This is a genomic window from Acidovorax sp. LjRoot38, from assembly GCF_964252975.1.
GTDB classification, from domain to species: Bacteria; Pseudomonadota; Gammaproteobacteria; order Burkholderiales; family Burkholderiaceae_C; genus Acidovorax; species Acidovorax facilis.
This window is the reverse complement of record NZ_CAXUPT020000003.1, coordinates 1-24040: the sequence shown is the minus strand read 5'-3', so window position 1 is coordinate 24040 and position 24040 is coordinate 1. Positions and strand designations below refer to the sequence as shown.

The 24040-nt window shown below is 59.8% G+C and carries 24 protein-coding genes; 23 read left to right on the top strand and 1 reads right to left on the bottom strand.

Annotation, left to right across the window (positions count from 1 at the left end; all coding sequences use genetic code 11):
* Positions 1 to 18: 18 nt before the first annotated feature.
* Positions 19 to 993 (bottom strand): NADPH:quinone oxidoreductase family protein, encoded by a 975-nt coding sequence (locus ACSQ22_RS05280; protein ID WP_436129658.1) that lies wholly within the window; start codon positions 991 to 993, stop codon positions 19 to 21.
* Positions 994 to 1132: 139 nt separating this feature from the next.
* Here ACSQ22_RS05280 and surE point away from each other — a divergent pair, with 139 nt between their 5' ends.
* From surE to ACSQ22_RS05165, 23 genes are all read left to right on the top strand, one after another.
* Positions 1133 to 1921 carry a 5'/3'-nucleotidase SurE gene (gene surE, locus ACSQ22_RS05275; protein ID WP_436129657.1) on the top strand — a complete coding sequence of 263 codons (789 nt, stop codon included), beginning with the start codon at positions 1133 to 1135 and terminating at the stop codon, positions 1919 to 1921.
* The gene (locus tag ACSQ22_RS05270; RefSeq protein ID WP_436129656.1) at positions 1921 to 2691 is read left to right on the top strand and encodes a protein-L-isoaspartate(D-aspartate) O-methyltransferase; all 771 of its coding nucleotides are present in this window, start codon (positions 1921 to 1923) and stop codon (positions 2689 to 2691) included. Before surE ends, ACSQ22_RS05270 begins: the two co-directional genes overlap by 1 nt.
* 12 nt (positions 2692 to 2703) lie before the next feature.
* Entirely contained in the window at positions 2704 to 3621 is a 918-nt protein-coding gene (locus ACSQ22_RS05265) for a peptidoglycan DD-metalloendopeptidase family protein (RefSeq protein WP_121420604.1), read from the top strand.
* 8 nt (positions 3622 to 3629) lie between these two features.
* Positions 3630 to 4667: an RluA family pseudouridine synthase gene (locus tag ACSQ22_RS05260; protein ID WP_436129655.1), complete on the top strand. Its 1038-nt coding sequence runs from the start codon at positions 3630 to 3632 to the stop codon at positions 4665 to 4667.
* A 146-nt stretch (positions 4668 to 4813) separates the two neighbouring features.
* Complete coding sequence (scpB, locus tag ACSQ22_RS05255) at positions 4814 to 5569, top strand: SMC-Scp complex subunit ScpB (RefSeq protein WP_055398663.1); 756 nt, start codon at positions 4814 to 4816, stop codon at positions 5567 to 5569.
* Positions 5569 to 7158 (top strand): pseudouridine synthase, encoded by a 1590-nt coding sequence (locus ACSQ22_RS05250; protein WP_436129654.1) that lies wholly within the window; start codon positions 5569 to 5571, stop codon positions 7156 to 7158. Before scpB ends, ACSQ22_RS05250 begins: the two co-directional genes overlap by 1 nt.
* Positions 7159 to 7248: 90 nt before the next feature.
* Positions 7249 to 7674, top strand: coding sequence for a nucleoside-diphosphate kinase (gene ndk / locus ACSQ22_RS05245; protein ID WP_008905954.1), 426 nt, complete (start codon positions 7249 to 7251; stop codon positions 7672 to 7674).
* A gap of 87 nt (positions 7675 to 7761) precedes the next feature.
* A complete protein-coding gene (gene rlmN / locus ACSQ22_RS05240; RefSeq protein WP_121505919.1) occupies positions 7762 to 8883 on the top strand; it encodes a 23S rRNA (adenine(2503)-C(2))-methyltransferase RlmN in 1122 nt (373 codons plus the stop codon).
* A gap of 36 nt (positions 8884 to 8919) precedes the next feature.
* On the top strand, positions 8920 to 9753 hold the full coding sequence (gene pilW / locus ACSQ22_RS05235; protein ID WP_436129653.1) for a type IV pilus biogenesis/stability protein PilW: 834 nt from the start codon (positions 8920 to 8922) through the stop codon (positions 9751 to 9753).
* A 64-nt stretch (positions 9754 to 9817) separates the two neighbouring features.
* On the top strand, positions 9818 to 10657 hold the full coding sequence (locus ACSQ22_RS05230) for a helix-turn-helix domain-containing protein (RefSeq protein WP_436129652.1): 840 nt from the start codon (positions 9818 to 9820) through the stop codon (positions 10655 to 10657).
* A gap of 20 nt (positions 10658 to 10677) precedes the next feature.
* A complete protein-coding gene (gene ispG, locus ACSQ22_RS05225; RefSeq protein WP_436129651.1) occupies positions 10678 to 11940 on the top strand; it encodes a flavodoxin-dependent (E)-4-hydroxy-3-methylbut-2-enyl-diphosphate synthase in 1263 nt (420 codons plus the stop codon).
* A gap of 155 nt (positions 11941 to 12095) precedes the next feature.
* Positions 12096 to 13361 (top strand): histidine--tRNA ligase, encoded by a 1266-nt coding sequence (gene hisS, locus ACSQ22_RS05220; protein WP_436129930.1) that lies wholly within the window; start codon positions 12096 to 12098, stop codon positions 13359 to 13361.
* A gap of 14 nt (positions 13362 to 13375) precedes the next feature.
* Entirely contained in the window at positions 13376 to 14062 is a 687-nt protein-coding gene (locus tag ACSQ22_RS05215; protein WP_436129650.1) for a YfgM family protein, read from the top strand.
* A gap of 38 nt (positions 14063 to 14100) precedes the next feature.
* Positions 14101 to 15231 carry an outer membrane protein assembly factor BamB gene (bamB, locus tag ACSQ22_RS05210; RefSeq protein ID WP_436129929.1) on the top strand — a complete coding sequence of 377 codons (1131 nt, stop codon included), beginning with the start codon at positions 14101 to 14103 and terminating at the stop codon, positions 15229 to 15231.
* A 13-nt stretch (positions 15232 to 15244) separates the two neighbouring features.
* Entirely contained in the window at positions 15245 to 16588 is a 1344-nt protein-coding gene (gene der / locus ACSQ22_RS05205; protein WP_228899703.1) for a ribosome biogenesis GTPase Der, read from the top strand.
* 106 nt (positions 16589 to 16694) lie between these two features.
* Positions 16695 to 16949 (top strand): RNA chaperone Hfq, encoded by a 255-nt coding sequence (gene hfq / locus ACSQ22_RS05200; protein ID WP_010464175.1) that lies wholly within the window; start codon positions 16695 to 16697, stop codon positions 16947 to 16949.
* Between the two features lie 69 nt (positions 16950 to 17018).
* Positions 17019 to 18185: a GTPase HflX gene (gene hflX / locus ACSQ22_RS05195; protein WP_436129649.1), complete on the top strand. Its 1167-nt coding sequence runs from the start codon at positions 17019 to 17021 to the stop codon at positions 18183 to 18185.
* 54 nt (positions 18186 to 18239) lie between these two features.
* Positions 18240 to 19616, top strand: coding sequence for an FtsH protease activity modulator HflK (hflK, locus tag ACSQ22_RS05190; protein ID WP_436129648.1), 1377 nt, complete (start codon positions 18240 to 18242; stop codon positions 19614 to 19616).
* Between the two features lie 9 nt (positions 19617 to 19625).
* Complete coding sequence (hflC, locus tag ACSQ22_RS05185) at positions 19626 to 20534, top strand: protease modulator HflC (RefSeq protein ID WP_121420595.1); 909 nt, start codon at positions 19626 to 19628, stop codon at positions 20532 to 20534.
* A gap of 30 nt (positions 20535 to 20564) precedes the next feature.
* Entirely contained in the window at positions 20565 to 20747 is a 183-nt protein-coding gene (locus ACSQ22_RS05180; protein ID WP_121420594.1) for a DUF2065 domain-containing protein, read from the top strand.
* A 90-nt stretch (positions 20748 to 20837) separates the two neighbouring features.
* Positions 20838 to 21986: an ATP phosphoribosyltransferase regulatory subunit gene (locus ACSQ22_RS05175; protein WP_436129647.1), complete on the top strand. Its 1149-nt coding sequence runs from the start codon at positions 20838 to 20840 to the stop codon at positions 21984 to 21986.
* Between the two features lie 27 nt (positions 21987 to 22013).
* The gene (locus ACSQ22_RS05170; protein ID WP_121420592.1) at positions 22014 to 23390 is read left to right on the top strand and encodes an adenylosuccinate synthase; all 1377 of its coding nucleotides are present in this window, start codon (positions 22014 to 22016) and stop codon (positions 23388 to 23390) included.
* Positions 23391 to 23447: 57 nt separating this feature from the next.
* Entirely contained in the window at positions 23448 to 23972 is a 525-nt protein-coding gene (locus tag ACSQ22_RS05165; protein WP_121420591.1) for a phosphoribosyltransferase, read from the top strand.
* Positions 23973 to 24040: the final 68 nt, after the last annotated feature.

Here is a 24040-nt window from a genome sequence, read left to right as displayed (position 1 = left end):
GCCTGGCAGGCGCAGGCATCAGTTCACCATCACGAGCTTGCCCATCACCCCCCGTGAACCCATGTGCGCGTAGGCGGCGGGCAGCTCGGCCATGGGCATGGTGCGGTCGATCACGGGCTTGATCTTGCCCTGGGCGTACCACTGTGCCAGCTCGCCCATCATGGCGGCGTTGGCCTTGGGCTCGCGCTTGGCGAAGTCGCCCCAGAACACGCCCACGATGGAGGCGCCCTTGAGCAGCGCCAGGTTGAAGGGCAGGGCCGGGATGGGGCCGGAGGCAAAACCCACCACCAGGTAGCGGCCGCGCCAGGCAATGGAGCGGAACGCGGGCTCGGCAAAGTCGCCACCCACAGGGTCATAAATCACGTCGGGGCCCTTGCCGTCGGTCAGCGCCTTGATGGCGTCGCGCAGGTTGTCCCTGCTGTAGTTGATGGTGGCGTCGGCCCCGATGGAAGTGCACAGCGCGCATTTTTCATCGCTGGAGGCTGCTGCGATCACGCGCGCGCCCATGGCCTTGGCGATCTGGATGGCGGCCGTGCCCACGCCCCCGGCGGCGCCCAGCACCAGCACGGTCTCGCCCGCCTTGAGCTGTGCGCGGTCTACGAGGGCATGGTGCGAGGTGGCGTAAATCATGATGAACGCCGCAGCGTCCACATGCGAAAAGCCATCCGGCAGCGGCATGCACAGGGCTGCCGGGGCGATGGTGTGGGTGCCAAAACCGCCGGTGCCCGACAGGCAGGCCACGTTTTGGCCAACCTTGAGGTGAGTGACGCCTTCGCCCACGGCTGCCACCACGCCTGCGTACTCCGAGCCGGGGACGAAAGGCAGGGGCGGTTTCATCTGGTACTTGTTCTGCACGATCAGCAGATCGGGGAAGTTCAGGCTGGCCGCCTTGATTTCGATCAGCACCTCGCCCGCCTTGGGCGTGGGCGTGGGCAGTTCGGTCCAGGCCAGGGCGTCAACGCCGGTGGGGTTGGTGCAAAGCCAAGCGTGCATGGGAAAAGTCTCCTGTCAATGTGGTCTGCATGATAGGCGGGGCACCCGGGCGCACGATGTCCCACGAGCGACGGAGGGCGGGCCGTTGGGTGTGGGCGGGTGCCCCACCTACAATCCGTTGCAAGCTCTACCGCAACCCATGAAAATTCTGATCTCCAACGACGACGGCTACCAGGCTCCGGGCATCGTGGCGCTGCACGATGCCCTGAAAACCCTCGACGGGGTGGAGGTTGAAGTCGTCGCGCCCGAGCACAACAACAGTGCCAAGTCCAATGCGCTGACCCTGCACTCGCCGCTGTATGTGCACAAGGCCCACAACGGCTTCCGTTATGTGAACGGAACGCCGGCCGACTGTGTGCACATCGCCCTGACGGGGCTGCTGGGCTACCGGCCCGATCTGGTGGTGTCGGGCATCAACAATGGCGCCAACATGGGCGACGACACCATTTATTCAGGCACCGTGGGCGCCGCGATGGAGGGTTATCTGTTTGGCATTCCGGCCATTGCCTTCTCGCAGGTGGACAAGGGCTGGGGCGAGATCGAGGCTGCAGCGGCCAAGGCGCGGGAGATTGTGGAGCAGATGCGCGCCCAGACCCTGGTGACCGATACACCCTGGCTGCTGAATGTGAACATTCCCAACATGCCGCTTGCGGCGCTGCAGCCCATCAAGCTGTGCCGCCTGGGACGCCGCCACGCGGCCGAGCGCGTGATCGTGCAGGAAAGCCCCCGGGGTGAGGCGATGTATTGGATTGGTGGCGCGGGAGCCGCCAAGGACGATGCGGAGGGCACGGATTTCCATGCCACGGCGCAGGGCCATGTGTCCATCACGCCACTGAAGGTGGACCTGACCGACCATGACAACCTTGGCTACTGGGCGCAAACGGCGTCCCGGCTTGCGGCAGGGGCGGCTGGCGCCCCGGAGCTCTGATGCAGCGCCGCCCTGGATTCCCGGCCCGGCTGCCCGGATCGGGTCCTGCGGCAGTCCGGGCCACGCCGGTGGCTCCCGCTGCGCGCAATCCAGTGGCAGCACCCCCTGTGGGCGTTGGGCTGGATTCTGCGGCGGTGCGCGCGCGCATGGTGCAAAAGCTGGCGGCAGGGGGCATCACATCGGCTGCGGTGCTGCAGGCCATGGGCACCGTGGAACGCCACCGTTTTGTGGACAGCGCCCTGGTCAACCAGGCATATGAGGACACCAGTCTGCCCATTGGTCTGGGGCAGACCATCTCAAAGCCCAATGTCGTCGCCCGCATGTGCGAATTGCTCGTGGGCGCCGAAGGCGCACGCACCGATGGGCTGGGGCGTGTGCTGGAAATCGGCACGGGCTGCGGCTACCAGGCCGCCGTGCTGAGCCACCTGGCGCGAGAGGTCTACACCCTGGAGCGCCTGCGTGGCCTGCACGACAAGGCGCGCAACAACCTGCGCCCATTTCGGCTGGCCAACGTGCACCTGCTGTTCGGTGACGGCATGCTGGGCTATGCCAAGGGTGCGCCTTACGCGGCCATCATTGCCGCAGCCGGTGGTGACGCTGTGCCCCAGGCCTGGTGCGACCAATTAGCCGTGGGCGGCAGGCTGGTTGCGCCCATGGCGCTTGCGGGGGGGCAGCAGATGTTGCTTGTGATCGACAAAACCCCACACGGATTGAAACAAAGCGTGCTGGAGCCTGTGCATTTTGTCCCTCTAAAATCGGGGATTGCCTGAAGGGAATTGCTTATGTTCGTATCGCGTGGTCTTGTGGTTGGGTTTACTGTGGCACTGGCGGGTTTGGCGCTCAGTGGCTGCGGCACCCGGCTGAACAAGGCTCCAGTGGAAGACCGAGGCACATCCTCCTCCTCCGCTCCTTCATCCTCTGCACAGCCAGGTGTGGTGGTTGGCACCCCCATCAAGCCACTGCCAGGTGCCGAAAATGCGGGCAAGCCTGGCTATTACACAGTCAAGCCTGGAGATACGCTGATCCGAATCGGGCTGGAGTCAGGCCAGAGCTGGAAAGACATCGCGCGCTGGAACAACCTTGACAACGCAAATCTGATCGAAGTGGGCCAGGTTCTGCGCGTAGCGCCACCGGTTGCTGCTTCGCAGGCGGTCGCGTCGGACAGCGGCGTGGTCACCCGTCCTGTCACGTCTTCCTCCATCACGCCTGCAGCACCTGCGAGCACGCCAGCCCCTGCGGCCAGTGCCGCGAAACCTGCAACATCGGCGGCTTCTGGCCCTGTGGTGGCCGTTGCCCCCGCCACGCCTGCCGCACCCGCTGCAGCGGCCGAGGATGACATGGCGTTCATCTGGCCTGCGCCTGGCTCGTTGATTGCCGGTTTTGACGAGGCACGCAATAAGGGCTACGACATTGCTGGCAAGGCCGGTGACCCGGTCCTGGCCGCCGCCGATGGCCGCGTGGTGTATGCGGGCGCTGGGCTGCGCGGATACGGCAACCTTGTCATCCTCAAGCACAACAACACGTTTTTGACGGCATATGCCCATAACCAGACCTTGCTCGTCAAGGAAGATCAGGCCGTGCGCAAGGGGCAAAAAATCGCCGAGATGGGCAGCACCGACGCCGATCGCGTCAAGCTGCACTTTGAAATACGCCGCCAGGGCAAGCCGGTGGATCCATCGCGTTACCTGCCTCCCCGTTGAGCCCGGCTGTGGCTCAACCGCCTCTGGGCGCAACTGGCAGTGCGGATGAACCGGCCGGAACCGCAGATGACTTGCTGAGCGAGGAGTCTGAAGGACTGGCGGACGAATCCGGGAGCGAGCTTCGCTCCACGCAGATCGGTGCCGGGCAGCACGCCGCCCGGCTGGACAAGGCGCTGGCCGATCTGGTGCCCGAGTTCTCCCGCAGCTATCTGCAGCAATTGCTGGTGCAGGGGTTGGTCAGCCTCAATGGCAAACCGGTCACGAAGTCGGCGACCCGGGTGAAGGTGGGCGATCAGGTGGTGCTGGAAATGCGGCCCACGCTGCAGAGCCAGGCGTTTCGGCCCGAGCCCATGCACATTGAGGTCGTCCATGAGGATGCGCATCTGCTGGTGGTGAACAAGCCCGCTGGTCTGGTGGTACACCCCGCGCCGGGGAACTGGAGTGGCACCTTGCTCAACGGCTTGCTCGCCCGCGACGACAAGGCATTGACCGTGCCACGCGCTGGCATCGTGCACCGGCTCGACAAGGATACGAGTGGCTTGATGGTGGTTGCTCGTGATCGTGCCACCATGGACGCGTTGGTGGCACTGATTGCGGAGCGCAAGGTACAGCGCCAGTATTTGGCCATGGCCCACGGCGCCTGGTCGGGACCCAAGTCACGAACGGTGGATGCTCCCATCGGCCGAGATCCACGCAACCGCCTGCGCATGGCGGTGGTGGACTTGGCACTCCATGCTGGCAAGTTGGCACGGACCGATATCCGCTGCCTGGCTGGTACGGACGACGGTTGCTGGGTGCAATGCACCCTGCACACGGGGCGCACCCACCAGATCCGGGTGCACATGGCATCTCTGAAGCACCCGCTGGTGGGGGACAGCCTCTATGGGGGAGCTCCGCTCGGGGTGATGCAGCGGCAGGCCCTTCATGCCTACCGCCTGGCCTTTGTGCATCCCGTCACGGGCCAGGCGCTGGAATTCCATGCTCCTGTGCCCGAAGACATGCGCCAAGCCCTCTCCTTGTGGGGGCTGGGCTACAATGCGCCCTGACGGCCAGACTGGCCCCAGCCCGAAGACGGAATCCCGCCGGGCTTCTGCGTCGCGCCAGCGCCCTTGCACAGCGCGCCATTGATTGCCCCTGCTGTTGATGTGCCACCCGTTGCAACGCGTGGCACTTTTCCAGGAATCGCTGAACCATGAACACGGTGGATGCCAAACGGGTCCTCGAAACTGCGCTGATCTGCGCGCAGCAGCCTGTGCCCCTGCGTGAGCTGCGGGTACTTTTCAATGATGCTCTGGGGTCGGACACGCTCAAGTTGCTGTTGCAGGAGTTGCAGCTTGAATGGACGCAGCGGGGTGTAGAGCTGGTGCAGGTGGCCACGGGCTGGCGTTTTCAGAGCCGTCCCGAAATGCGTGAATACCTCGACAGGTTGCACCCCGAAAAGCCTCCGCGCTATTCGAGGGCCACCATGGAGACACTTGCGATCATTGCGTATCGCCAGCCGGTTACGCGCGGCGACATCGAGGACATCCGGGGGGTAACGGTCAATAGCCTGATCGTCAAGCAGTTGGAAGACCGGGGCTGGGTCGAGGTCATTGGTCACCGGGAAACGGTGGGGCGCCCCGCGCTGTTTGCAACCACCCGGCAGTTCTTGGATGACATGGGTTTGCAGTCGTTGGACCAATTGCCGGTGCTTGACGACCCCTCAGGCAATGCCAATGTGCTGGAAGCAATGGCCGCTGCAGCGCAAGGAGTGATAGAGCCGGAATCAACGCCTGAGGCCGAGGCTGAACTGCTGGCTGTGGCGATGGATAGTCAGCCATCAGAGTCTTTGGAGGCTGTTGCCGCCAGTGGGCAGTTGCTGCGTGTGGATGATTTTTTTCAGAGTGCGGAGACGGATCTCCGTGATGACGATGCCGATACCCCGGGTGGTATCCAGGGAAATACTTGATGAACGATTCGACCCCCGAAATCCCGGCCGATCTGCCGGATGCTGATCCTTCAGCGACAGCCGCAGCGCCCAAAAAAGCCGCTGTCAAACGTGCCCCGCGCAAGAAAAAAGTCGAGCCAGCGCAAGCCGTGGAAGTGCAGGATGCTGTGGACGTGCGCGTTTTGGATGCTGCTGAGGCACCTGCCCTGGCCGGGGAGTTGCCGCATGGGTTGAGCCAGCAGGTTGTACCTGTCGCTCCTGTGGTTGCGAATGAGCCTGCAATTCCCGAGGCAGAGGCGGGGGCGTCTGACGCCACCCCCGAACCTCGCCATGGCGAGCGCCAGAATCGTGGGGACGGGCGGGCTCGGCAGCCGCGCCTCGACGGCGCAGGGCGCGACAAGCGCAAGGCAGGTGCTCCTGCGGTTCAGGGATACCAGTTTGAAGATGTGGTGTCGGGGCGCTTCGATGAGGATGATGCCTCCGCAGAGATGGTTCCCGCTAAGCGGGTGCTTCTGCCCCAGGTGGAAACCCCCAAGCTTCACAAGGTGCTGGCGCAGGCGGGACTTGGCTCGCGCCTGGAGATGGAGCAACTCATTCTGGAAGGGCGCATCTCCGTCAACAACGAGCCAGCCCACATCGGCCAGCGCATCCAGTTCGGCGATCAGGTCAAGGTCAATGGCAAACCCATCCGCTACCGCATAGACCCGCCGCCAGCGCGGGTGATTGCTTACCACAAGCCTGTGGGGGAGGTGGTGACCCATGACGATCCCCAGAACCGGCCCACCGTCTTTCGCAAGCTGCCCCGGCTCATGCAGGGCAAGTGGCAGTCGGTAGGGCGCCTGGATCTGAATACCGAAGGCCTACTGCTGTTCACCAGCTCGGGAGAGCTGGCCAACAAGCTCATGCATCCTCGTTTTGGGCTGGAGCGTGAATACGCTGTGCGTGTGCTCGGCGCCCTCAGCAATGAGGAAAAGCAGAAGCTGCTCGATGGCGTGCGCCTGGACGATGGCATGGCGTCGTTTGGTTCCATCGAAGATGGTGGAGGCGAAGGTTCCAATTGCTGGTACCGGGTCACCATTTCCGAAGGGCGCAATCGCGAGGTGCGCCGCATGCTCGAATCTGTGGGTCATGCGGTCAGTCGGTTGATCCGCATCCGTTACGGTGCCATGGTGCTGCCACGGGGTCTCAAGCGCGGTGCCTGGCTGGAACTGGATGAGGGCGACATCCGGGCTCTGGTGCAGGCGGCGGGCGCCGGGCGTCCGGAAGCAGCGGAAGCTCGTTCGGATGACGGGTCGGGCGCTGGTGGCGGACGGGGTGGCAACAAGCGCAACCGGGGGCGCAATGGTCCCCGCGTGGGCGACGGGCCGCGTCGCGACATGTCGCAGGGTGCGCCCGGTGGTCCCCGAGGGCAGAAACCCCGCCGTGATGGGGGGCAAGGGTTCGACCGTGGCAACAATGCAGGTGGTGGAGACCGCCCGCGCGGCGCGGCGCAGCCCGATCCGATGAAAACATCGGTGGGCTATATCGGCATGGACAGTCTCTCGCGGCATCGCCAGGACAAACGCCGCCCTGGTGGCGGAGGTCCACGTCGGGGCGGGGGCGGGCGCTAGGCGCTGTGCTGCCCCGGGCTCCCCGGTTAGAATCGAGGGCTTTGTCCGGTGGACAAACGAATCACAGCAACATCAATTCAGGAAATCAATATGGCAATCGAACGCACTCTCTCCATCATCAAGCCCGACGCAGTGGCAAAGAACGTCATCGGTCAGATCTATGCACGCTTCGAAGCGGCTGGTCTCAAGGTCGTGGCTGCACGTATGGCTCACCTGTCGCGCCTGGAGGCCGAGCAGTTCTACGCTGTGCACAAAGAGCGTCCTTTCTTCAAGGATCTGGTGGATTTCATGATCTCCGGTCCTGTGATGATCCAGGCCCTGGAAGGTGAAAACGCGATTCTGAAAAACCGCGAACTCATGGGCGCCACGGACCCCAAGAAGGCAGAAGCCGGCACTATCCGCGCCGACTTCGCTGACAGCATCGATGCCAATGCAGTGCATGGCTCCGACGCTGCGGAAACCGCCCAGGCAGAAGTGGCTTTCTTCTTCCCTGGCCTGAACATTTACTCGCGCTGATATGGGTGTCCCCATGCCTGTTCCCGCACACGTGGGATACCTGCGCCATGGGGACGACTGCGTTCGGCCCACCCCGGGGAGGGCGCAGTGACCACCAATCTTTTGGAATTTGATCTCGACGGTCTGGCGGCTTTCTGCCAGCAGTTGGGTGAAAAGCGGTTTCGCGCCACGCAGTTGTTTCGCTGGATTCATCAGCGCGGCGCCAGTGACTTTGACGCCATGAGTGATCTGGCAAAGGCCTTGCGCGACAAGCTCAAGGGCTGTGCTCGCGTCGAGGCCTTGCCCGTCATCTCCGAACATGTCTCCTCAGACGGCACGGTCAAGTGGCTGTTTGACGTGGGGGATGGCAATGCGGTCGAGGCGGTTTTTATTCCCGAAGATGATCGCGGAACCCTGTGTATATCCTCACAGGCTGGCTGCGCTGTGGGTTGCCGCTTCTGTTCCACGGGGCATCAGGGCTTCAGCAGAAATCTCACCACGGGGGAGATCGTTGCACAGCTTTGGTTTGCTGAGCATTCCCTGCGCCAGCGCCTCCAATCTGAGGACCGCGTCATTTCGAACGTGGTGATGATGGGGATGGGGGAGCCGCTGCAGAACTACTCGGCCCTCGTTCCGGCCTTGCGCGTCATGCTGGACGACCATGGGTATGGTTTGTCACGCAGGCGGGTCACCGTTTCAACGTCGGGCGTGGTTCCGATGATGGACCGCTTGTCCGTGGATTGTCCTGTGGCTCTCGCGGTGTCTCTGCATGCGCCGAATGACCCCTTGCGCGACAACCTCGTGCCGCTGAACCGCAAATATCCCATTGAAGAATTGCTGGCTGCCTGCAATCGATATCTGGCGCATGCGCCGCGCGACTTCATTACGTTTGAATACTGCATGCTCGATGGTGTCAATGACCAGGTTGAGCACGCACGGCAGCTGATCGAACTTGTCAAGCCCGCCCGTGGTGTGGGTGTGCGCTGCAAATTCAACCTGATTCCTTTCAATCCGTTTCCCGCGTCAGGGCTGTTGCGTTCGCCACAAAATCAGGTGCTGGCTTTCGCCAAAGTCTTGAGCGAAGCGGGTATCGTCACGACCGTGCGCAAGACCCGCGGAGATGATATCGACGCTGCGTGCGGTCAGCTCGCAGGCGATGTCAAGGACCGCACAAGGGCTGCCGAGCGCATGGCAAAGCAGCGGACAATCGTGCTCAAACCGGTGACTTGATCAACAAGCAATCGGCATACTTCAAGGAGGCTCTACATGGTGAGATTGGTTGGACGCTGGCAGCAATGGGGCCGCTGGACTCTCACGGCATGTGGCGTGGTGGCCTGCGTGGCTGCGCTTCAAGGGTGTGCAGCCAATAGCGGCATGCCGACCGCCGACGCCAACGCGGGAATGATCACCCCGTCTGATGAGCCAGAGACGCGGCGCCGCGCCCGTATCCGTCTGGAGCTTGCTTCCAACTATTTTGAGAATGGTCAGACGGCCGTGGCTCTCGATGAAGTCAAGCAGGCGCTTGCAGCTGATCCCACCTACGCCGATGCCTTCAATCTTCGTGGCCTCATCTACATGAGGTTGAGCGATTTTGCCCAGGCGGACGACAGTTTTCGCCGAGCATTGGCGCTGCGGGGTGGGGATCCCAATCTGCTGCACAACTACGGTTGGTTGTTGTGCCAGCAGCAAAAGTACGCCGAGGCGAATCAGCACTTTGGTCGGGCTCTCGCAAATCCTGCATACACAGCACGCAGCAAGACCTTGATGGCCCAAGGCCTGTGCCAATCAGGCGCTGGCCAGTTTGCGGAGGCCGAGCAGTCGCTGCTGAAAGCTTATGAACTGGATGCGGCAAACCCTGTGGTCGGTTATCACCTCGCGGCACTTTTGTTGCGCCGCAATGAATTGACCCGGTCTCAGTTCTATATCCGGCGGCTCAACAACAGCCAGTACGCCAATTCCGAGTCGTTGTGGCTGGGGATCAAGGTTGAGCGCGCTTTGGGTGATTCCGTGGCCATGAAGCAACTGGCTGACCAGTTGCGCAAGCGTTTCCCGGACTCACGGGAGTTGGGTGCATACGAGCGTGGGGCTTTCAATGAGTGAGGTTTTGGAAAGTGGTGGGGTGACAGCGGGTAGTTTGCTGAGGGAGGCGCGACAAGCGTCTGGTATGCACATCGCTGCCTTGGCTGTGGCACTGAAAGTGCCAGTCAGCAAGCTGGAGGCGCTGGAGGCGGATAACTATGAGGCCTTGCCCGATACAGTGTTTGTGCGTGCGCTTGCCTCCAGCATGTGCAGAACGCTCAAGTTGGACCCAGCCCCCATTCTGTCGCTGTTGCCACAAAGTAAAAGCCCTCGCTTGGCTACAGACAGTGCGGGATTGAACGCTCCGGTGAAAGGCAGTATCGGGAAATCGTCTTCCTCATCGGCTTCCTTTTCCTCCGGCTCCACCTCACGGTCCGTAACGGTGGTGGTTTTGGCGCTGCTGGTGGGGGCACTGATTCTGGTCTTTTTCCCCAGGCAGCAGGACGGTGTAACGAGCCCGCTTGTTGCCCCCGCATTGATCCAACCGCCAGCCAATGTGGTCGAGCAGCAGGCCGCCCCTGCTGTCACGGGTGCGTCGGATGCAATCCCCGCTGCTGCCCAGCGCATCCCCGACGTTTCTCTGCCGTCAGTGGCAGGTCGCACAGACGCGGCTCCCGCCGTTGCGGCTGCCGCTACTAACAACGCTGCGTCAGCCCCAGTGGAGGCGGCAAGCGCTACAACGCCACCGGCCGGGGCATTGGTGCTGCGCGCGCGCAGCGAATCCTGGGTGCAGGTGCGTGATTCCGCAGGCACCGTGGCGTTGCAAAGGAATCTTGCGGCGGGTGAGTCGGTGTCTGTCGCAGGCCAAATGCCGCTGGCCGTGGTGATTGGTCGTGCCGACGTGACAGAGGTATTCGTGCGCGGAAAGCCTTTTGACTTGGCGCCTGTGTCCCGTGAGAACGTAGCTCGCTTCGAGGTGAAATAATGGAACGGTTACCTTGTGAGATGGAGCCCATTGCCGTGGCGTCCCCCTTGCCACGACGGTCCCGCCAAGCCAGGATTGTGTGGGGATCGCGCGTGGTGACCGTGGGCGGGGATGCTCCGGTGCGAGTGCAGTCCATGACCAACACAGACACCGTGGATGCCATTGGCACGGCCATTCAGGTCAAGGAACTGGCGCAGGCCGGCTCGGAGTTCGTCCGTATTACGGTGAACACCCCTGAGGCCGCAGCGGCAGTACCATACATTCGTGAACAATTGGACCGTATGGGAGAAAGCGTCCCCTTGGTGGGGGACTTTCACTACAACGGGCACCGGCTTCTTACGGATTTTCCTGAGTGCGCACAGGCGCTCTCCAAGTACCGCATCAATCCCGGCAACGTAGGCAAGGGCGACAAGAGGGATCGGCAGTTCGGCCAGATGATCGATGCAGCCATTCGCTGGAACAAAGCCGTGCGTATTGGTGTGAATTGGGGCAGCCTTGACCAGGACTTGCTGGTTGATTTGATGGATGCCAACAGCCGCCGTGCTAATCCTTGGGAAGCACGCCAAGTGATGTACGAGGCGTTGATTACCTCGGCCATTGAATCTGCGCGCCGGGCCGAAGAAATGGGCCTTGATGGCAACCAAATCATCTTGTCCTGCAAAGTCAGCGGTGTGCAGGACCTGATTTCTGTGTACCGTGAACTGGCACGCCGCTGCGACTACCCTTTGCACCTGGGACTCACGGAAGCAGGCATGGGAACCAAAGGCACAGTAGCGTCGGCTGCTGCGTTGTCTGTGTTGCTGCAGGAGGGTATTGGTGACACCATTCGCGTGTCTCTGACGCCCCAGCCCGGTGAAGCGCGCACACAGGAGGTCGTGGTGGCCTCCGAGATACTGCAGGCTCTGGGGTTGCGTGTATTTGTTCCCAGTGTCACGGCGTGTCCTGGCTGTGGTCGCACTACCAGCACCACGTTCCAGGACCTCGCCAAGCAGATTGATGATTTTCTGCGTGCCCAGATGCCTGTATGGCGCGTTCGCTATCCTGGCGTCGAAAACTTGCGTGTTGCGGTGATGGGATGCATTGTCAATGGGCCTGGTGAGAGCAAGCACGCGGACATCGGCATCAGCCTGCCTGGTACGGGGGAGGCGCCAGCAGCCCCTGTGTTCATTGATGGCGAGAAGGCGATGACGCTGCGGGGTGACAACATCGCCCATGAATTCCACCAAATTGTCGAGCAGTACATCGAAAAGCGTTTTGGCGCCGCCGCTGTGACTTTGGCCTGAGCGTTGCTCGCCTTACCCTGATTGATACTGAGCCGCTATCTTGAGATGGTCGGTGATGTCCTTCGAATAGTTGCCAGATAGAGAAAAGAACAGTTGTGAGTAACGAAAAAAGCGCTTCGTCGACCAAGCCGGAAAAGCTGGTGGCCGTGAAAGGCATGAACGATATCCTGCCTCCTGAATCCGCCCGATGGGAGTGGCTGGAGTCCAAGGTCCGCACCCTTATGGCTCGATATGCCTATCGCAACATCCGTACGCCGATTGTTGAGCCCACGGCGCTGTTTGTTCGTGGCCTCGGTGAGGTCACGGACATCGTCGAAAAAGAGATGTACTCATTTGAGGATCGTCTCAATGGCGAGCATCTCACTTTGCGTCCCGAAGCGACTGCAGGGGTGGTTCGCGCAGTCGCTGAACATTCCATGCTGTATGACGGAGGCAAGCGCCTCTACTACATGGGGCCCATGTTCCGCCATGAGCGTCCGCAGCGCGGGCGGTATCGCCAGTTTCACCAGATTGGCGCTGAAGCGCTCGGCTTTCCTGGTGCGGAGGTCGATGCGGAATTGATTCTTCTAGCCCACTCGCTGTGGCGCGAACTGGGGTTGCAGAACGTGCGCCTGGAACTGAACAGCCTGGGTGAACCGCATGAACGCAAGGCGCACCGAGCAGCGCTGATTTCGTACCTGGAACAGCATGTCGAGGTGCTGGATGAGGAGGCGCGTCGGCGTTTGCATAGCAATCCGTTGCGCATTCTGGATACCAAGAACCCCGCTATGCAGGCCGTGGTGGAGGCTGCGCCTCGATTGATTGATTTTCTGGGGCCAAAGTCGCTCGCGCACTTTGATGCTGTGAAGTCCATTCTGAGCGCCAACGGTGTGGCCTGGACAGTGAACCCCCGGCTGGTTCGGGGCATGGACTACTACAACCTTACGGTCTTTGAGTTTGTCACTGATCAGCTGGGGTCGCAGGGCACCATTTGTGGCGGTGGTCGCTACGACTACCTGATAGAGCAGATCGGTGGCAAGGCGGCCCCGGCGGTGGGTTGGGCGCTGGGGGTTGAGCGTGTGCTTGAACTGCTCAAGGAGCAGGCCAGCACGGTCCCAGCTCTTGTACCAGATGTCTATGCCGTGATTCCCTCTGCGGCGGCGCTGCCCGTGGCTGTGACCACCATTGAGCGCCTGCGGCAGTTGGGCCTCAGTGTGCAGATGCATGCCGCGCCTGCAGGGGGCGAGGGTATGGGCAGCATGAAATCCCAATTCAAGAAGGCAGATGGGAGTGGCGCGCAGCACGCGCTGGTCTTTGGGGAGGATGAGCTGTCCCGGGGGATGGTTGTCGTCAAGTCATTGCGCGATGGTGTGGGTGCACAGGCTGACCATCCGCTGGATTCCCTGGCCGATTGGGCCTCCAACCTACAATCCAACCGCTAAACAGAACACATTCCATGGCAAATCACCTTGATCTCGAAGAACAAGAGCAGCTTGATCAGCTCAAGCATTTCTGGAACACCTGGGGCACCCTCATCAGCTCCATGCTGATTTTGGTGGCAGGCTCCTTGGTCGCCTGGAACGGATACCAATATTGGCAGAACCGGCAGGCAAGTCAGGCCGCAGCGCTCTACGATGCTGTAGACGTGGCTGCCCGAGCGGGTGACCAGGCGCGCATGGCTCAGGCGTTTGCCGACCTCAAGGCCAAGTATGCGGGCACTACCCAGGCCAGTCAGGCGGGGCTTGCATTGGCCAAGACCATGGTTGAGGCAGGCAATGCTGATGGCGCCAAGGAGGCGCTTGCCTGGGTGGCTGCTCAGTCGGGAGATGATGGTCTCAAGGCATTGGCCAAGGTTCGCTTGGCCAGCGTGCTGATGGATCAAAAAAACTACGACGACGCACTCAAGCAGTTGTCTGGAAGCGCTCCTTTGGAGTTTGAAGCGGTCTTTGCAGATCGCAAGGGAGACATTTATCTGCTGCAGGATAAGCGTGCGGAAGCTATTGCGGAGTATGCCAAGGCCTATAAGTCCTTCGAGGAGGGGGTGGAGTACCGTCGTCTTGTCGAGGTAAAGCTCGGTGCTCTGGGTGTTTCTCCACAAGGTGTTGCAGTAGCTGCCGCCGGATCCATTGATGGGGTGAAATAGCCATGGCATTCATTTGTGGAGACGGCGCAAAGGGCAGAATGTTCGGTCTGCGGTGCATTTCTTCGGCGGTCCTGGTTGTCACATTGGCTGGATGCTCGCTGTGGAACAGCGGGAGCTCCAAGCCGATGCCGGCAGATCTGGGGGCCAATGTTGCGGTGCTGGGTGTGCGGCAGGCTTGGACTGCGCGCATTGGCAGCGTTGCTGGATTGCCGCTTGATGTCCATTCCGCAGGCAATGTGGTGACTGTTGCCTCCTCCGATGGGGTTGTGGCGGCCATCGACGCCCGAACCGGTGGCGACGTTTGGCGTTTAGCGCTTTCAGAGCCTTTGTCTGCGGGGGTAGGTAGCGACGGAAAATCGGCTGCGGTTGTTTCCCGCAGCAACACCTTGATCGTTCTGGATGCTGGCCGCGAGCGGTGGCGCCAATCATTGGCTGCGCAAGTATTCACCCCCCCGCTCGTTGCGGGTGGGCGCGTATTTGTGCTTTCGGCCGATCGTTCTTTGGCGGCATTTGATGCGGTGTCGGGCCGCAAACTCTGGAGTCAGCAGCGCCCCGGTGAGCCTCTGGTTTTGCGCCAGGCGGGCGTTTTGCTGGCTGTTGGAGATACCTTGGTTGCGGGGTTTTCCGGCCGTGTCGTAGGTCTGAATCCAGACAATGGCAGCGTTCGTTGGGAGGCTCCTTTGGCGAGTGCGCGGGGGACCAACGATGTTGAGAGACTGGTGGAGTTGGTTGGGCGTACCAGCAGAGTAGGTGATTCCATCTGTGCACGTGCCTTCCAGACGGCTGTGGGTTGTGTCAATGCTGCCAGAGGCGCAGTGACTTGGACGCAACCCGCCAGTGGTGCCGATGGCGTGCATGGAGACGGGGAGGCCCTGTTCGGTGCCGAGGGCAATGGCACGGTCATGGCGTGGCGTCGCAGCGATGGTTCGCGTCTGTGGGCCACCGACAGGCTCAAACACCGCAAACTGACGGCGCCCTTGTTGTTGGGTCGTTCCGTCGTAGTCGGGGACGACACAGGCCTCGTTCACCTGCTATCCCGCACGGATGGTTCTCCGCTCAACCGCATCGCCACGGACGGATCTGGCATCGCCGCAGCACCCGCTGTGGCCGCAGATACGTTGGTGGTAGTTACTCGCAATGGTGGTGTCTACGGATTCCGTCCAGATTGATGGATTTTATTTAATGAAGCCAGTTATCGCCCTCGTGGGGCGTCCGAATGTCGGCAAGTCCACGCTCTTCAACCGCCTGACCAAGTCCCGCGACGCCATTGTTGCGGACTTTGCAGGGCTTACGCGTGACCGGCATTACGGCAATGGCAAGCAGGGCAAGCACGAGTACATCGTTATCGATACTGGCGGTTTTGAGCCTGATGCATCGAGCGGAATTTACAAGGAAATGGCCAAGCAGACGCAGCAGGCCGTTGCCGAAGCTGATGTGGTCATTTTTGTGGTGGATGCGCGCGCAGGTGTATCTGCGCAAGACCATGACATCGCCAATTATTTGCGCCGCCTTGGTAAACCTTGTGTACTTGTTGCCAACAAAGCCGAAGGCATGCTGGAAGGCGTGCAACTCGCCGAGTTCTATGAGCTGGGTCTGGGCGAGGTTTACCCTGTGTCTGCTGCCCATGGGCAGGGTATTCGAAGCCTGGTGGAGATTGCGCTGGAGCCGCTTCAGCTTCCTGACCCCGACGACTCTGATGTTGAATCTGACAAAGGCATCATCAAACTTGCTGTGGCAGGTCGGCCGAATGTTGGCAAATCGACGCTGATCAACACCTGGCTCGGCGAAGAGCGTCTGGTTGCGTTTGATATGCCGGGAACGACCCGTGATGCGATCACGGTACCCTTCGAACGCAATGGGCAGCGCTTTGAATTGGTGGATACGGCGGGATTGCGCCGCAAGGGAAAAGTTTTCGAGGCGATAGAGAAATTCTCGGTCGTCAAGACGCTCCAAGCCATTGAATCGGCCAATGTGGTGCTGCTGTTGCTCGACGCTACCCAGGGTGTCACTGATCAGGATGCGCACATTGCGGGGTACATCTTGGAGAGCGGGAGAGCCGTGGTTGTTGCGGTTAACAAGTGGGATGCCGTTGATGACTACCAGCGTCAGTTGCTGGAGCGGTCTATCGAGACCCGGCTCGCATTTCTGAAATTTGCGTCCTTGCATTTCATTTCTGCAAAAAAACGGCAGGGTTTGGGGCCGGTGTGGGCATCGATTGCCCAAGCCCACAAGGCGGCAACCTGCAAGATGTCAACGCCAGTATTGACGCGCCTGTTGCTAGAAGCTGTTCAATTTCAGAGTCCGAAACGCGCAGGCATGTTCCGGCCAAAAATGCGATATGCCCATCAGGGGGGCATGAATCCCCCGGTGATCATCATCCATGGTAATTCGTTGGAACACGTCACAGATGCCTACAAGCGCTTTCTGGAGGGCCGCTTCCGCAAAGAATTCGACTTGGTGGGTACACCGCTCCGGATAGAGATGAAGACATCGCACAACCCTTTCGCTGATAAAGAGGAAGCCTAAGTCAAAGGCTGGGTTCCCAAAGGGCCATGCATCCTGAGGCGGGGTTGTGCTCCGTGCTGTGGTAAGGTGCTGGTTTACAACAACATTTTTGAACACGGAGAATATCGTGAGCAACAAAGGCCAGCTTTTGCAAGACCCCTTCCTCAACGCTTTGCGTCGGGAGCATGTTCCTGTTTCCATCTATCTCGTGAACGGAATCAAACTGCAGGGGCAGATCGAATCGTTTGATCAGTACGTGGTGTTGCTGCGCAATACAGTCACCCAGATGGTCTACAAGCATGCCATTTCCACCATCGTGCCGGGCCGCGCGGTCAACTTCTCTACTGCCGACACCTCTGATGCAGATAGCAACAACGCTTAAGTTGTTGTTTGTGTTGCCGTTTTCGCGTCTTGCCCTGATCGGGCGAGGGGGCAATCCACTTTGCAATCGATGACCGCTTCGTCGGGAGATGGCACCCCGGTGCTTCTGGTTGGGGTTGATTTTGGTCTTCCTCACTTCGACGGCGATCTCGAAGAATTGGGATTGCTTGCGCAGACAGCGGGTATGAAGCCTGTCGCCCGCTTGACGTGCAAACGCAAGGCGCCGGATGCGGCCTTGTTTATTGGTAGTGGCAAGGCGGATGAAATCCGTACGTTGGCACAAATGCATGGCGCGGCGGAAGTCTTGTTCGATCAGTCTCTCAGTCCGGCGCAGCAGCGAAACTTGGAGCGTCACCTTGAGCTTCCAGTCAATGACCGAACGTTGTTGATCTTGGAAATCTTCGCGCAACGTGCCCGCAGCCACGAGGGCAAACTCCAGGTGGAGTTGGCAAGATTGCAGTACCTCAGCACCCGCCTTGTGCGCCGCTGGTCGCATCTCGAGCGCCAGACAGGGGGCATTGGTGCGCGCGGCGGCCCGGGTGAAAAGCAGATTGAACTGGATCGTCGGATGATTGGCGACGCTGTCAAGCGCACGCGTGAGCGCCTCGTGAAGGTCAAGCGCCAGCGGACCACCCAGAGAAGGCAGCGTGAGCGACGCGATACGTTCAATATTTCATTGGTGGGGTACACCAACGCTGGTAAGTCCACGCTCTTTAATGCGCTGGTGAAGGCTCGCGCCTACGCTGCAGACCTATTGTTTGCAACACTGGACACCACAACACGGCAACTCTATTTGGGCGATGCTGGGCGATCGGTATCCCTCTCGGATACCGTAGGGTTCATTCGAGACCTTCCTCATGGCTTGGTGGATGCATTCCAGGCAACGTTGCAAGAGGCCATTGATGCGGACCTTTTACTCCACGTAGTGGATGCCTCCAATCCGGGCTTTCCTGAACAAATGGCTCAGGTTCAAAAGGTCTTGAACGAGATTGGTGCAGCTGACATCCCCCAGATACTTGTGTTCAACAAGTTGGATTCTCTACAGGCTGAGCAGCGCCCCCCGCTTCTTGAAGACCAGTACGACGTGGATGGGCATGTCTTCCCGCGCTTGTTCGTGAGTGCTCGTTCTGGTGAGGGGTTGGATGCCCTGCGCCATACGCTCTCGCTAAGGTTACTTGCCGCTCAAAAATGCATGACCCCTGATGCCGCCATTGAATTGCCAGGGGCCGCGCCCTGATTGGGCACAATGCCAGCATTACCAATGCCATCCAGAGAACCAGAGACTTTGCGCATGAATTTTCAAAATCGCACCCTACGCTGGGCTTCGCTGCCAGAACGTATTCGGGGCATGTTCAATCTGAATGACCCTCGGTGGGGGCGCGGCGACGATAACAAGGCAGACGACGGTGCACGTCCGGAGGAGCGTCCTGCTACGCCTCCTCCTGCTGGCAATCGGGGCGGCGATCAGCGGCCTGGCAACGGGCAGCCGCCCGACCTTGATGAGCTTTGGCGCGACCTCAACAAGAAGCTCGGAGGTTTTTTTGGCTCCAAGAACGGCGGTGGCCGTGGTCCGGGCAACGGTGGTAGTTCGGGGGGGGGCTTCCAGCCAGATATGAAGAGCGCTGGTGTGGGCGTGGGGCTGATCGCTGGGATCGTCTTTGTGATCTGGATGGGAACAGGATTTTTTATTGTTCAGGAAGGTCAGCAGGCGGTCATTACCCAGTTCGGCAAGTACAAAAGCACCGTGGGTGCAGGTTTTAACTGGCGTTTGCCGTACCCCATCGAGCGCCACGAACTGGTTTTTGTCACCCAGATTCGGTCTGCCGACGTGGGGCGAGACAGCATCATCAAGAGCACCGGTCTGCGTGAGTCGGCCATGCTCACGGAAGATGAAAATATCGTCGAGATCAAGTTCGCGGTCCAGTACCGCTTGAGTGACGCCCGCGCGTGGCTGTTTGAAAGCAAGAACCCTTCGGATGCGGTGGTGCAAGCTGCGGAGACGGCAGTTCGGGAGGTGGTCGGGAAGATGCGCATGGATACGGCATTGGCCGAAGAGCGTGATCAGATCGCTCCCCGTGTCCGCACACTCATGCAAACCATCTTGGATCGCTACAAGGTAGGTGTCGAGGTGGTGGGTATCAATCTGCAGCAAGGTGGTGTCCGTCCACCTGAGCAGGTGCAGGCCTCCTTTGACGATGTCCTCAAAGCCGGGCAGGAGCGTGAGCGGGCCAAGAATGAAGCCCAAGCCTATGCCAACGATGTGATTCCACGTGCAGTGGGGTCCGCATCGCGCTTGAACGAAGAAGCTGCAGCTTACAAAGCTCGGATTGTTGCCCAGGCACAAGGTGATGCCCAGCGGTTTTCTTCGATTCTGGCAGAGTATCAGAAGGCTCCACAGGTGACCCGCGACCGCATGTATCTGGAGGCGATGCAGCAGATTTATGGCAACGTAACCAAGGTGCTGGTTGAATCACGACAGGGTTCTAACCTGTTGTATTTGCCACTGGACAAGATCATGCAAAGTGTCGCCAGCGGAGGGGGGGCATCGGATGCTCCCGCTGCAAATACGACGGCCCCCGTTGCAGTCCCTGCAGCCCCTTCGACCACTTTTTCGAATGACCCCCGCGCGCGTGACAGCAGTCGCACACGCGATCGTGAATCTCGCTAGGAGCAACTCGTGAACAGAGTCGGATTTATTGCATCTACCCTCTTGGTGGTGCTGGCCCTGATGAGCTCCATGCTTTTTGTGGTGGACCAGCGCCAGTTTGGTGTGCTTTACGCGTTGGGGCAGATCAAGGAAGTGATCACAGAGCCAGGCTTGAATTTCAAGCTGCCCCCGCCTTTTCAAAACGTGTCGTACATCGACAAACGCCTTTTGACACTGGATAGCAGTGACACGGAGCCCATGTTGACTGCGGAGAAGCAACGGGTGGTCATCGACTGGTATGTGCGGTGGCGTATCTCCGAGCCAACGGAGTACATCCGCAACGTTGGACTGGATGAGAGTGCCGGAGCGATGCAACTCAATCGCGTGGTGCGCAATGCGTTCCAGGAGGAAATCAACAAGCGCACCGTCAAGGAGCTTCTTTCCCTGAAGCGGGAAGCGCTGATGGCGGATGTGAAGCGTGAAGTGCTGGAGACCGTTCGCGGCGCCAAACCGTGGGGTGTGGATGTTGTCGATGTTCGCATTACCCGCGTCGACTACGTAGAGGCGATTACGGAATCGGTGTATCGGCGCATGGAGGCCGAGCGCAAACGCGTGGCCAATGAACTCCGTTCTACGGGTGCGGCGGAAGGTGAAAAAATTCGTGCTGATGCAGACCGCCAGCGTGAGATCACTATTGCCAATGCCTACAGGGATGCTCAGAAGATCAAAGGCGAAGGTGACGCCGAAGCCGCGCGCATTTATGCCGATGCGTTTGGGCGGGACCCGCAGTTTGCGCAGTTCTACCGGAGCCTGGAAGCCTACAAATCCAGCTTCAACAAGAAGAGCGATGTAATGGTTCTGGACCCCTCGTCATCAGAGTTTTTCAAGACATTCCGAGGTGGAAACTCTGCGGCTATGCCTGCAGCACCCCGGAAGTAGTCCCCTGCTGATTTTCGACATCCTGCCGCTGTGGATTCGGAAAGCCTCTGGGCAGCGCTCGCCTTGGTGCTGGTGATTGAGGGACTGCTGCCATTTCTTTCGCCTCAGAGTTGGCGACGTGCAGTCGCTCAGATTGCGCTGATGCAGGATGGCCAGATTCGGTTTTTCGGTTTGCTGGCAATCGTTGCTGGCGTGTTGATGCTCTGGTTCTGAACAGCGCCAGAGCCGGTAGCGGGTGGAGTCTCTCTGGGCTCTTCGCCGCTCCCGGTAGAATCACGGTTTTAACAGCCTCCCCTTTTTTCCATGTCTGCTTGGGTCCTTCCGGATCACATTGCCGATGTCTTGCCGTCCGAAGCACGGCACATCGAAGAATTGCGTCGCGGGCTGCTTGATACAGCCCGCTGCTACGGCTATGAGCTGGTCATGCCCCCGTTGCTGGAGCATCTTGAATCCCTGCTGACAGGTACGGGAGAGGCCCTCGATCTCCAGACCTTCAAGCTCGTGGACCAGCTCTCAGGGCGATCCATGGGGCTTCGAGCGGACACTACCCCCCAGGTCGCTCGAATTGACGCGCATTTGCTCAATCGCAAGGGCGTGACTCGCCTCTGCTATTGCGGGCCAGTGTTGCATACCCGGCCTGATCGTCCGCATGCCACCCGCGAGCCGCTCCAGTTCGGCGCAGAAATCTTCGGACATGCTGGGCTGGAGGCTGATCTTGAGGCGTTGCAGCTCGCCCGGGAATGCTTGCGCATTGCCAATGTGCCCAGCACCACGATTGATCTGGCGGATGTGCGCATCGTGCGCAATCTTCTGGCGGGCGTGTCCGTGAATGCCCAGGTGTTGAGCGGTATCCATGCGGCACTGGCAGCCAAGGACGCCGCTGAACTCGCGGCATTGACCCGAGATTTCCCTGTGGAGTCGCGCGAGGGTTTGTTGGCGTTGCTTCAGCTCTATGGTGATCAGGGTGTGTTGATTGAAGCTAAAAAAGTCTTCCAGCGCTTTTCTGGCATATCTCAAGTGCTATCAAATTTGAATTGGCTGGCATCCCGCCTTGAGGGGGCTGCTGTCACTTTTGATCTGGCCGATCTGCGTGGCTATGCCTACTACAGCGGTGCACGTTTTGCGATCTATGCCCCGGGCGCAAGCGATGCGCTCGTTCGGGGTGGCCGTTATGACGAGGTGGGGGCTGTGTTCGGCCGCAATCGTCCCGCAGCGGGATTTAGCCTGGATATCAAGCAGGTAGTGGGCGTGGTCTCTCCACGGGCATTGAAAGCTGCTATCCGTGCTCCCTGGGGAGAGTCGGATGAAGTGAATGCAGCCATCGCGGAACTCCGCACGTCTGGTGAGACGGTGGTCTGTGTTTTGCCGGGGCATGAGAGCGAAGTGGACGAGTTCCACTGTGATCGAGAACTGGTGCAGATTGCGGGCCGTTGGGTCGTGCAGGCTGTTTAAGCAATTGATAATTGAATTGGGTTTGAGATGAAAGCAACCAAAGGTCGCAACGTAGTGGTGGTCGGAACCCAATGGGGTGACGAAGGCAAGGGCAAGCTGGTTGATTGGCTGACCGAAAGTGCACAAGGTGTCGTCCGTTTTCAAGGTGGGCACAACGCGGGCCACACACTGGTCATCAATGGCGTCAAGACGGCGCTGCACCTGATCCCTAGTGGCATCATGCGCCCAGGCGTCAAGTGCTACATCGGCAATGGTGTTGTCTTGTCGGCAGCCAAGCTGTTTGAGGAAATCGAAGGCCTTGAAAAAGCGGGCGTCGAAGTGCGTTCACGCTTGCGAATCAGCGAAGCTTGCCCGCTGATTCTTCCGTTCCATGCAGCCATTGATGTGGCGCGTGAAGCTGCACGTGAACAGGGTGGAACGGAAAAAATCGGAACTACTGGTCGCGGTATTGGTCCCGCGTATGAAGACAAGATTGCCCGTCGTGCCCTGCGGGTGCAAGACTTGAAGTACCCCGAGCGGTTTGCTGCCAAGCTTCGTGAATTGCTGGATCTGCATAACCATATCCTTACGACCTATTTGCGCTCGGGCACCTTTGCGTTTGGTGATGCACTCAAGCCTTATATCGAGGACGGCAAAGTTCAGTTCGATGTGGTGTATGCAGAAGCGATGCGGCATGCAGAGTTGCTCAAGCCCATGATGGCTGATGTATCGCGCGAGCTCAACGACGCCCATCGAGATGGTGCCAATCTTCTGTTTGAGGGCGCACAAGGTACGCTACTCGATGTGGATCATGGGACCTACCCCTATGTCACATCGAGCAATTGTGTAGCCGGGAACGCGGCGGCCGGCTCGGGCGTCGGCCCCGGCATGTTGCATTACATACTCGGTATTACCAAAGCGTATTGCACCCGCGTTGGCGGCGGCCCTTTCCCGACGGAGCTGGACTGGGAAGTGCCTGGTACGCCTGGGTATCACATGAGTACGGTGGGCGCTGAGAAGGGTGTGACCACGGGGCGTAGTCGTCGATGCGGCTGGTTCGATGCTGCGCTGCTCAAGCGTAGCGCTCAGGTTAATGGCCTCTCCGGTTTGTGTATCACCAAACTGGATGTTCTGGACGGGCTGGAAGAACTATTGCTCTGCACCGGGTATGAACTCGACGGTGAGCACATCGATCTTCTGCCCATGGGCGCGGAAGATATCGCACGCTGCAAGCCTGTCTACGAGACATTGCCAGGCTGGAGTGAGTCCACCGTTGGCGTGACGGACTACGTCAAATTGCCACAGAGCGCTCGCCGTTATCTGGAGCGTATTGAACAGGTTACGGGTGTGCCTATCGATATGATCTCCACGAGCCCCGACCGTGATCACACCATCATGATGCGTCACCCTTATGTCGCTGGTTGATGATTTGAAATTGCCAGTGACTTCCGCACCCACAGCTATCTATCCAGGAGCTACCGCATGTTGACCGAAGACGGCAAACACCTTTACGTCAGCTATGACGAGTACCACAGTCTTATTGAGAAGCTGGCGCTCAAGGTGCACCAATCGGGCTGGGCGTTCGACACGATCCTGTGCCTTGCCCGGGGAGGGTTGCGTCCTGGCGATATTCTGAGCCGCATCTTTGACAAGCCCCTGGCCATCATGTCCACAAGTTCTTACCGTGCCGAGGCTGGAACGGTGCAGGGGCATCTGGATATCGCGCGGTTCATCACGACGCCCAAGGGTGAGATCGCAGGCAAGGTGCTACTGGTGGATGACCTTGCGGACTCGGGTCACACCTTGCATGCAGTGATCAACATGTTGAAGACCAACTATGCACCCATCACCGAGCTGCGCAGCGCTGTGATCTGGACAAAGGGCTTGTCGACGTTCACGCCAGACTATTCGGTGGAATTCCTGCCGACCAACCCCTGGATCCATCAACCTTTTGAGGGTTACGATAGCTTGAGTCCTGAGAAGTTGTTGGAAAAATGGCGAGTGTGAAAGCCGGGTGTATCGGTCTTTCGAGGGGTATAAAAATTTCTCTCGAAAATTCTTCTTGCCCTCCAAAC

Excerpts from the sequence above, each read along its gene's own strand:
- ACSQ22_RS05280 (WP_436129658.1), bottom strand. The coding sequence starts at position 993 with ATGCACGCTTGGCTTTGCACCAACCCCACCGGCGTTGACGCCCTGGCC.
- surE (WP_436129657.1), top strand. The coding sequence starts at position 1,133 with ATGAAAATTCTGATCTCCAACGACGACGGCTACCAGGCTCCGGGCATC.
- ACSQ22_RS05270 (WP_436129656.1), top strand. The coding sequence starts at position 1,921 with ATGCAGCGCCGCCCTGGATTCCCGGCCCGGCTGCCCGGATCGGGTCCT.
- ACSQ22_RS05265 (WP_121420604.1), top strand. The coding sequence starts at position 2,704 with ATGTTCGTATCGCGTGGTCTTGTGGTTGGGTTTACTGTGGCACTGGCG.
- scpB (WP_055398663.1), top strand. The coding sequence starts at position 4,814 with ATGAACACGGTGGATGCCAAACGGGTCCTCGAAACTGCGCTGATCTGC.
- ACSQ22_RS05250 (WP_436129654.1), top strand. The coding sequence starts at position 5,569 with ATGAACGATTCGACCCCCGAAATCCCGGCCGATCTGCCGGATGCTGAT.
- ndk (WP_008905954.1), top strand. The coding sequence starts at position 7,249 with ATGGCAATCGAACGCACTCTCTCCATCATCAAGCCCGACGCAGTGGCA.
- pilW (WP_436129653.1), top strand. The coding sequence starts at position 8,920 with ATGGTGAGATTGGTTGGACGCTGGCAGCAATGGGGCCGCTGGACTCTC.
- ACSQ22_RS05230 (WP_436129652.1), top strand. The coding sequence starts at position 9,818 with ATGCACATCGCTGCCTTGGCTGTGGCACTGAAAGTGCCAGTCAGCAAG.
- ispG (WP_436129651.1), top strand. The coding sequence starts at position 10,678 with ATGGAGCCCATTGCCGTGGCGTCCCCCTTGCCACGACGGTCCCGCCAA.
- hisS (WP_436129930.1), top strand. The coding sequence starts at position 12,096 with ATGAACGATATCCTGCCTCCTGAATCCGCCCGATGGGAGTGGCTGGAG.
- ACSQ22_RS05215 (WP_436129650.1), top strand. The coding sequence starts at position 13,376 with ATGGCAAATCACCTTGATCTCGAAGAACAAGAGCAGCTTGATCAGCTC.
- bamB (WP_436129929.1), top strand. The coding sequence starts at position 14,101 with ATGTTCGGTCTGCGGTGCATTTCTTCGGCGGTCCTGGTTGTCACATTG.
- der (WP_228899703.1), top strand. The coding sequence starts at position 15,245 with ATGAAGCCAGTTATCGCCCTCGTGGGGCGTCCGAATGTCGGCAAGTCC.
- hflX (WP_436129649.1), top strand. The coding sequence starts at position 17,019 with ATGACCGCTTCGTCGGGAGATGGCACCCCGGTGCTTCTGGTTGGGGTT.
- hflK (WP_436129648.1), top strand. The coding sequence starts at position 18,240 with ATGAATTTTCAAAATCGCACCCTACGCTGGGCTTCGCTGCCAGAACGT.
- ACSQ22_RS05175 (WP_436129647.1), top strand. The coding sequence starts at position 20,838 with ATGTCTGCTTGGGTCCTTCCGGATCACATTGCCGATGTCTTGCCGTCC.
- ACSQ22_RS05170 (WP_121420592.1), top strand. The coding sequence starts at position 22,014 with ATGAAAGCAACCAAAGGTCGCAACGTAGTGGTGGTCGGAACCCAATGG.
- ACSQ22_RS05165 (WP_121420591.1), top strand. The coding sequence starts at position 23,448 with ATGTTGACCGAAGACGGCAAACACCTTTACGTCAGCTATGACGAGTAC.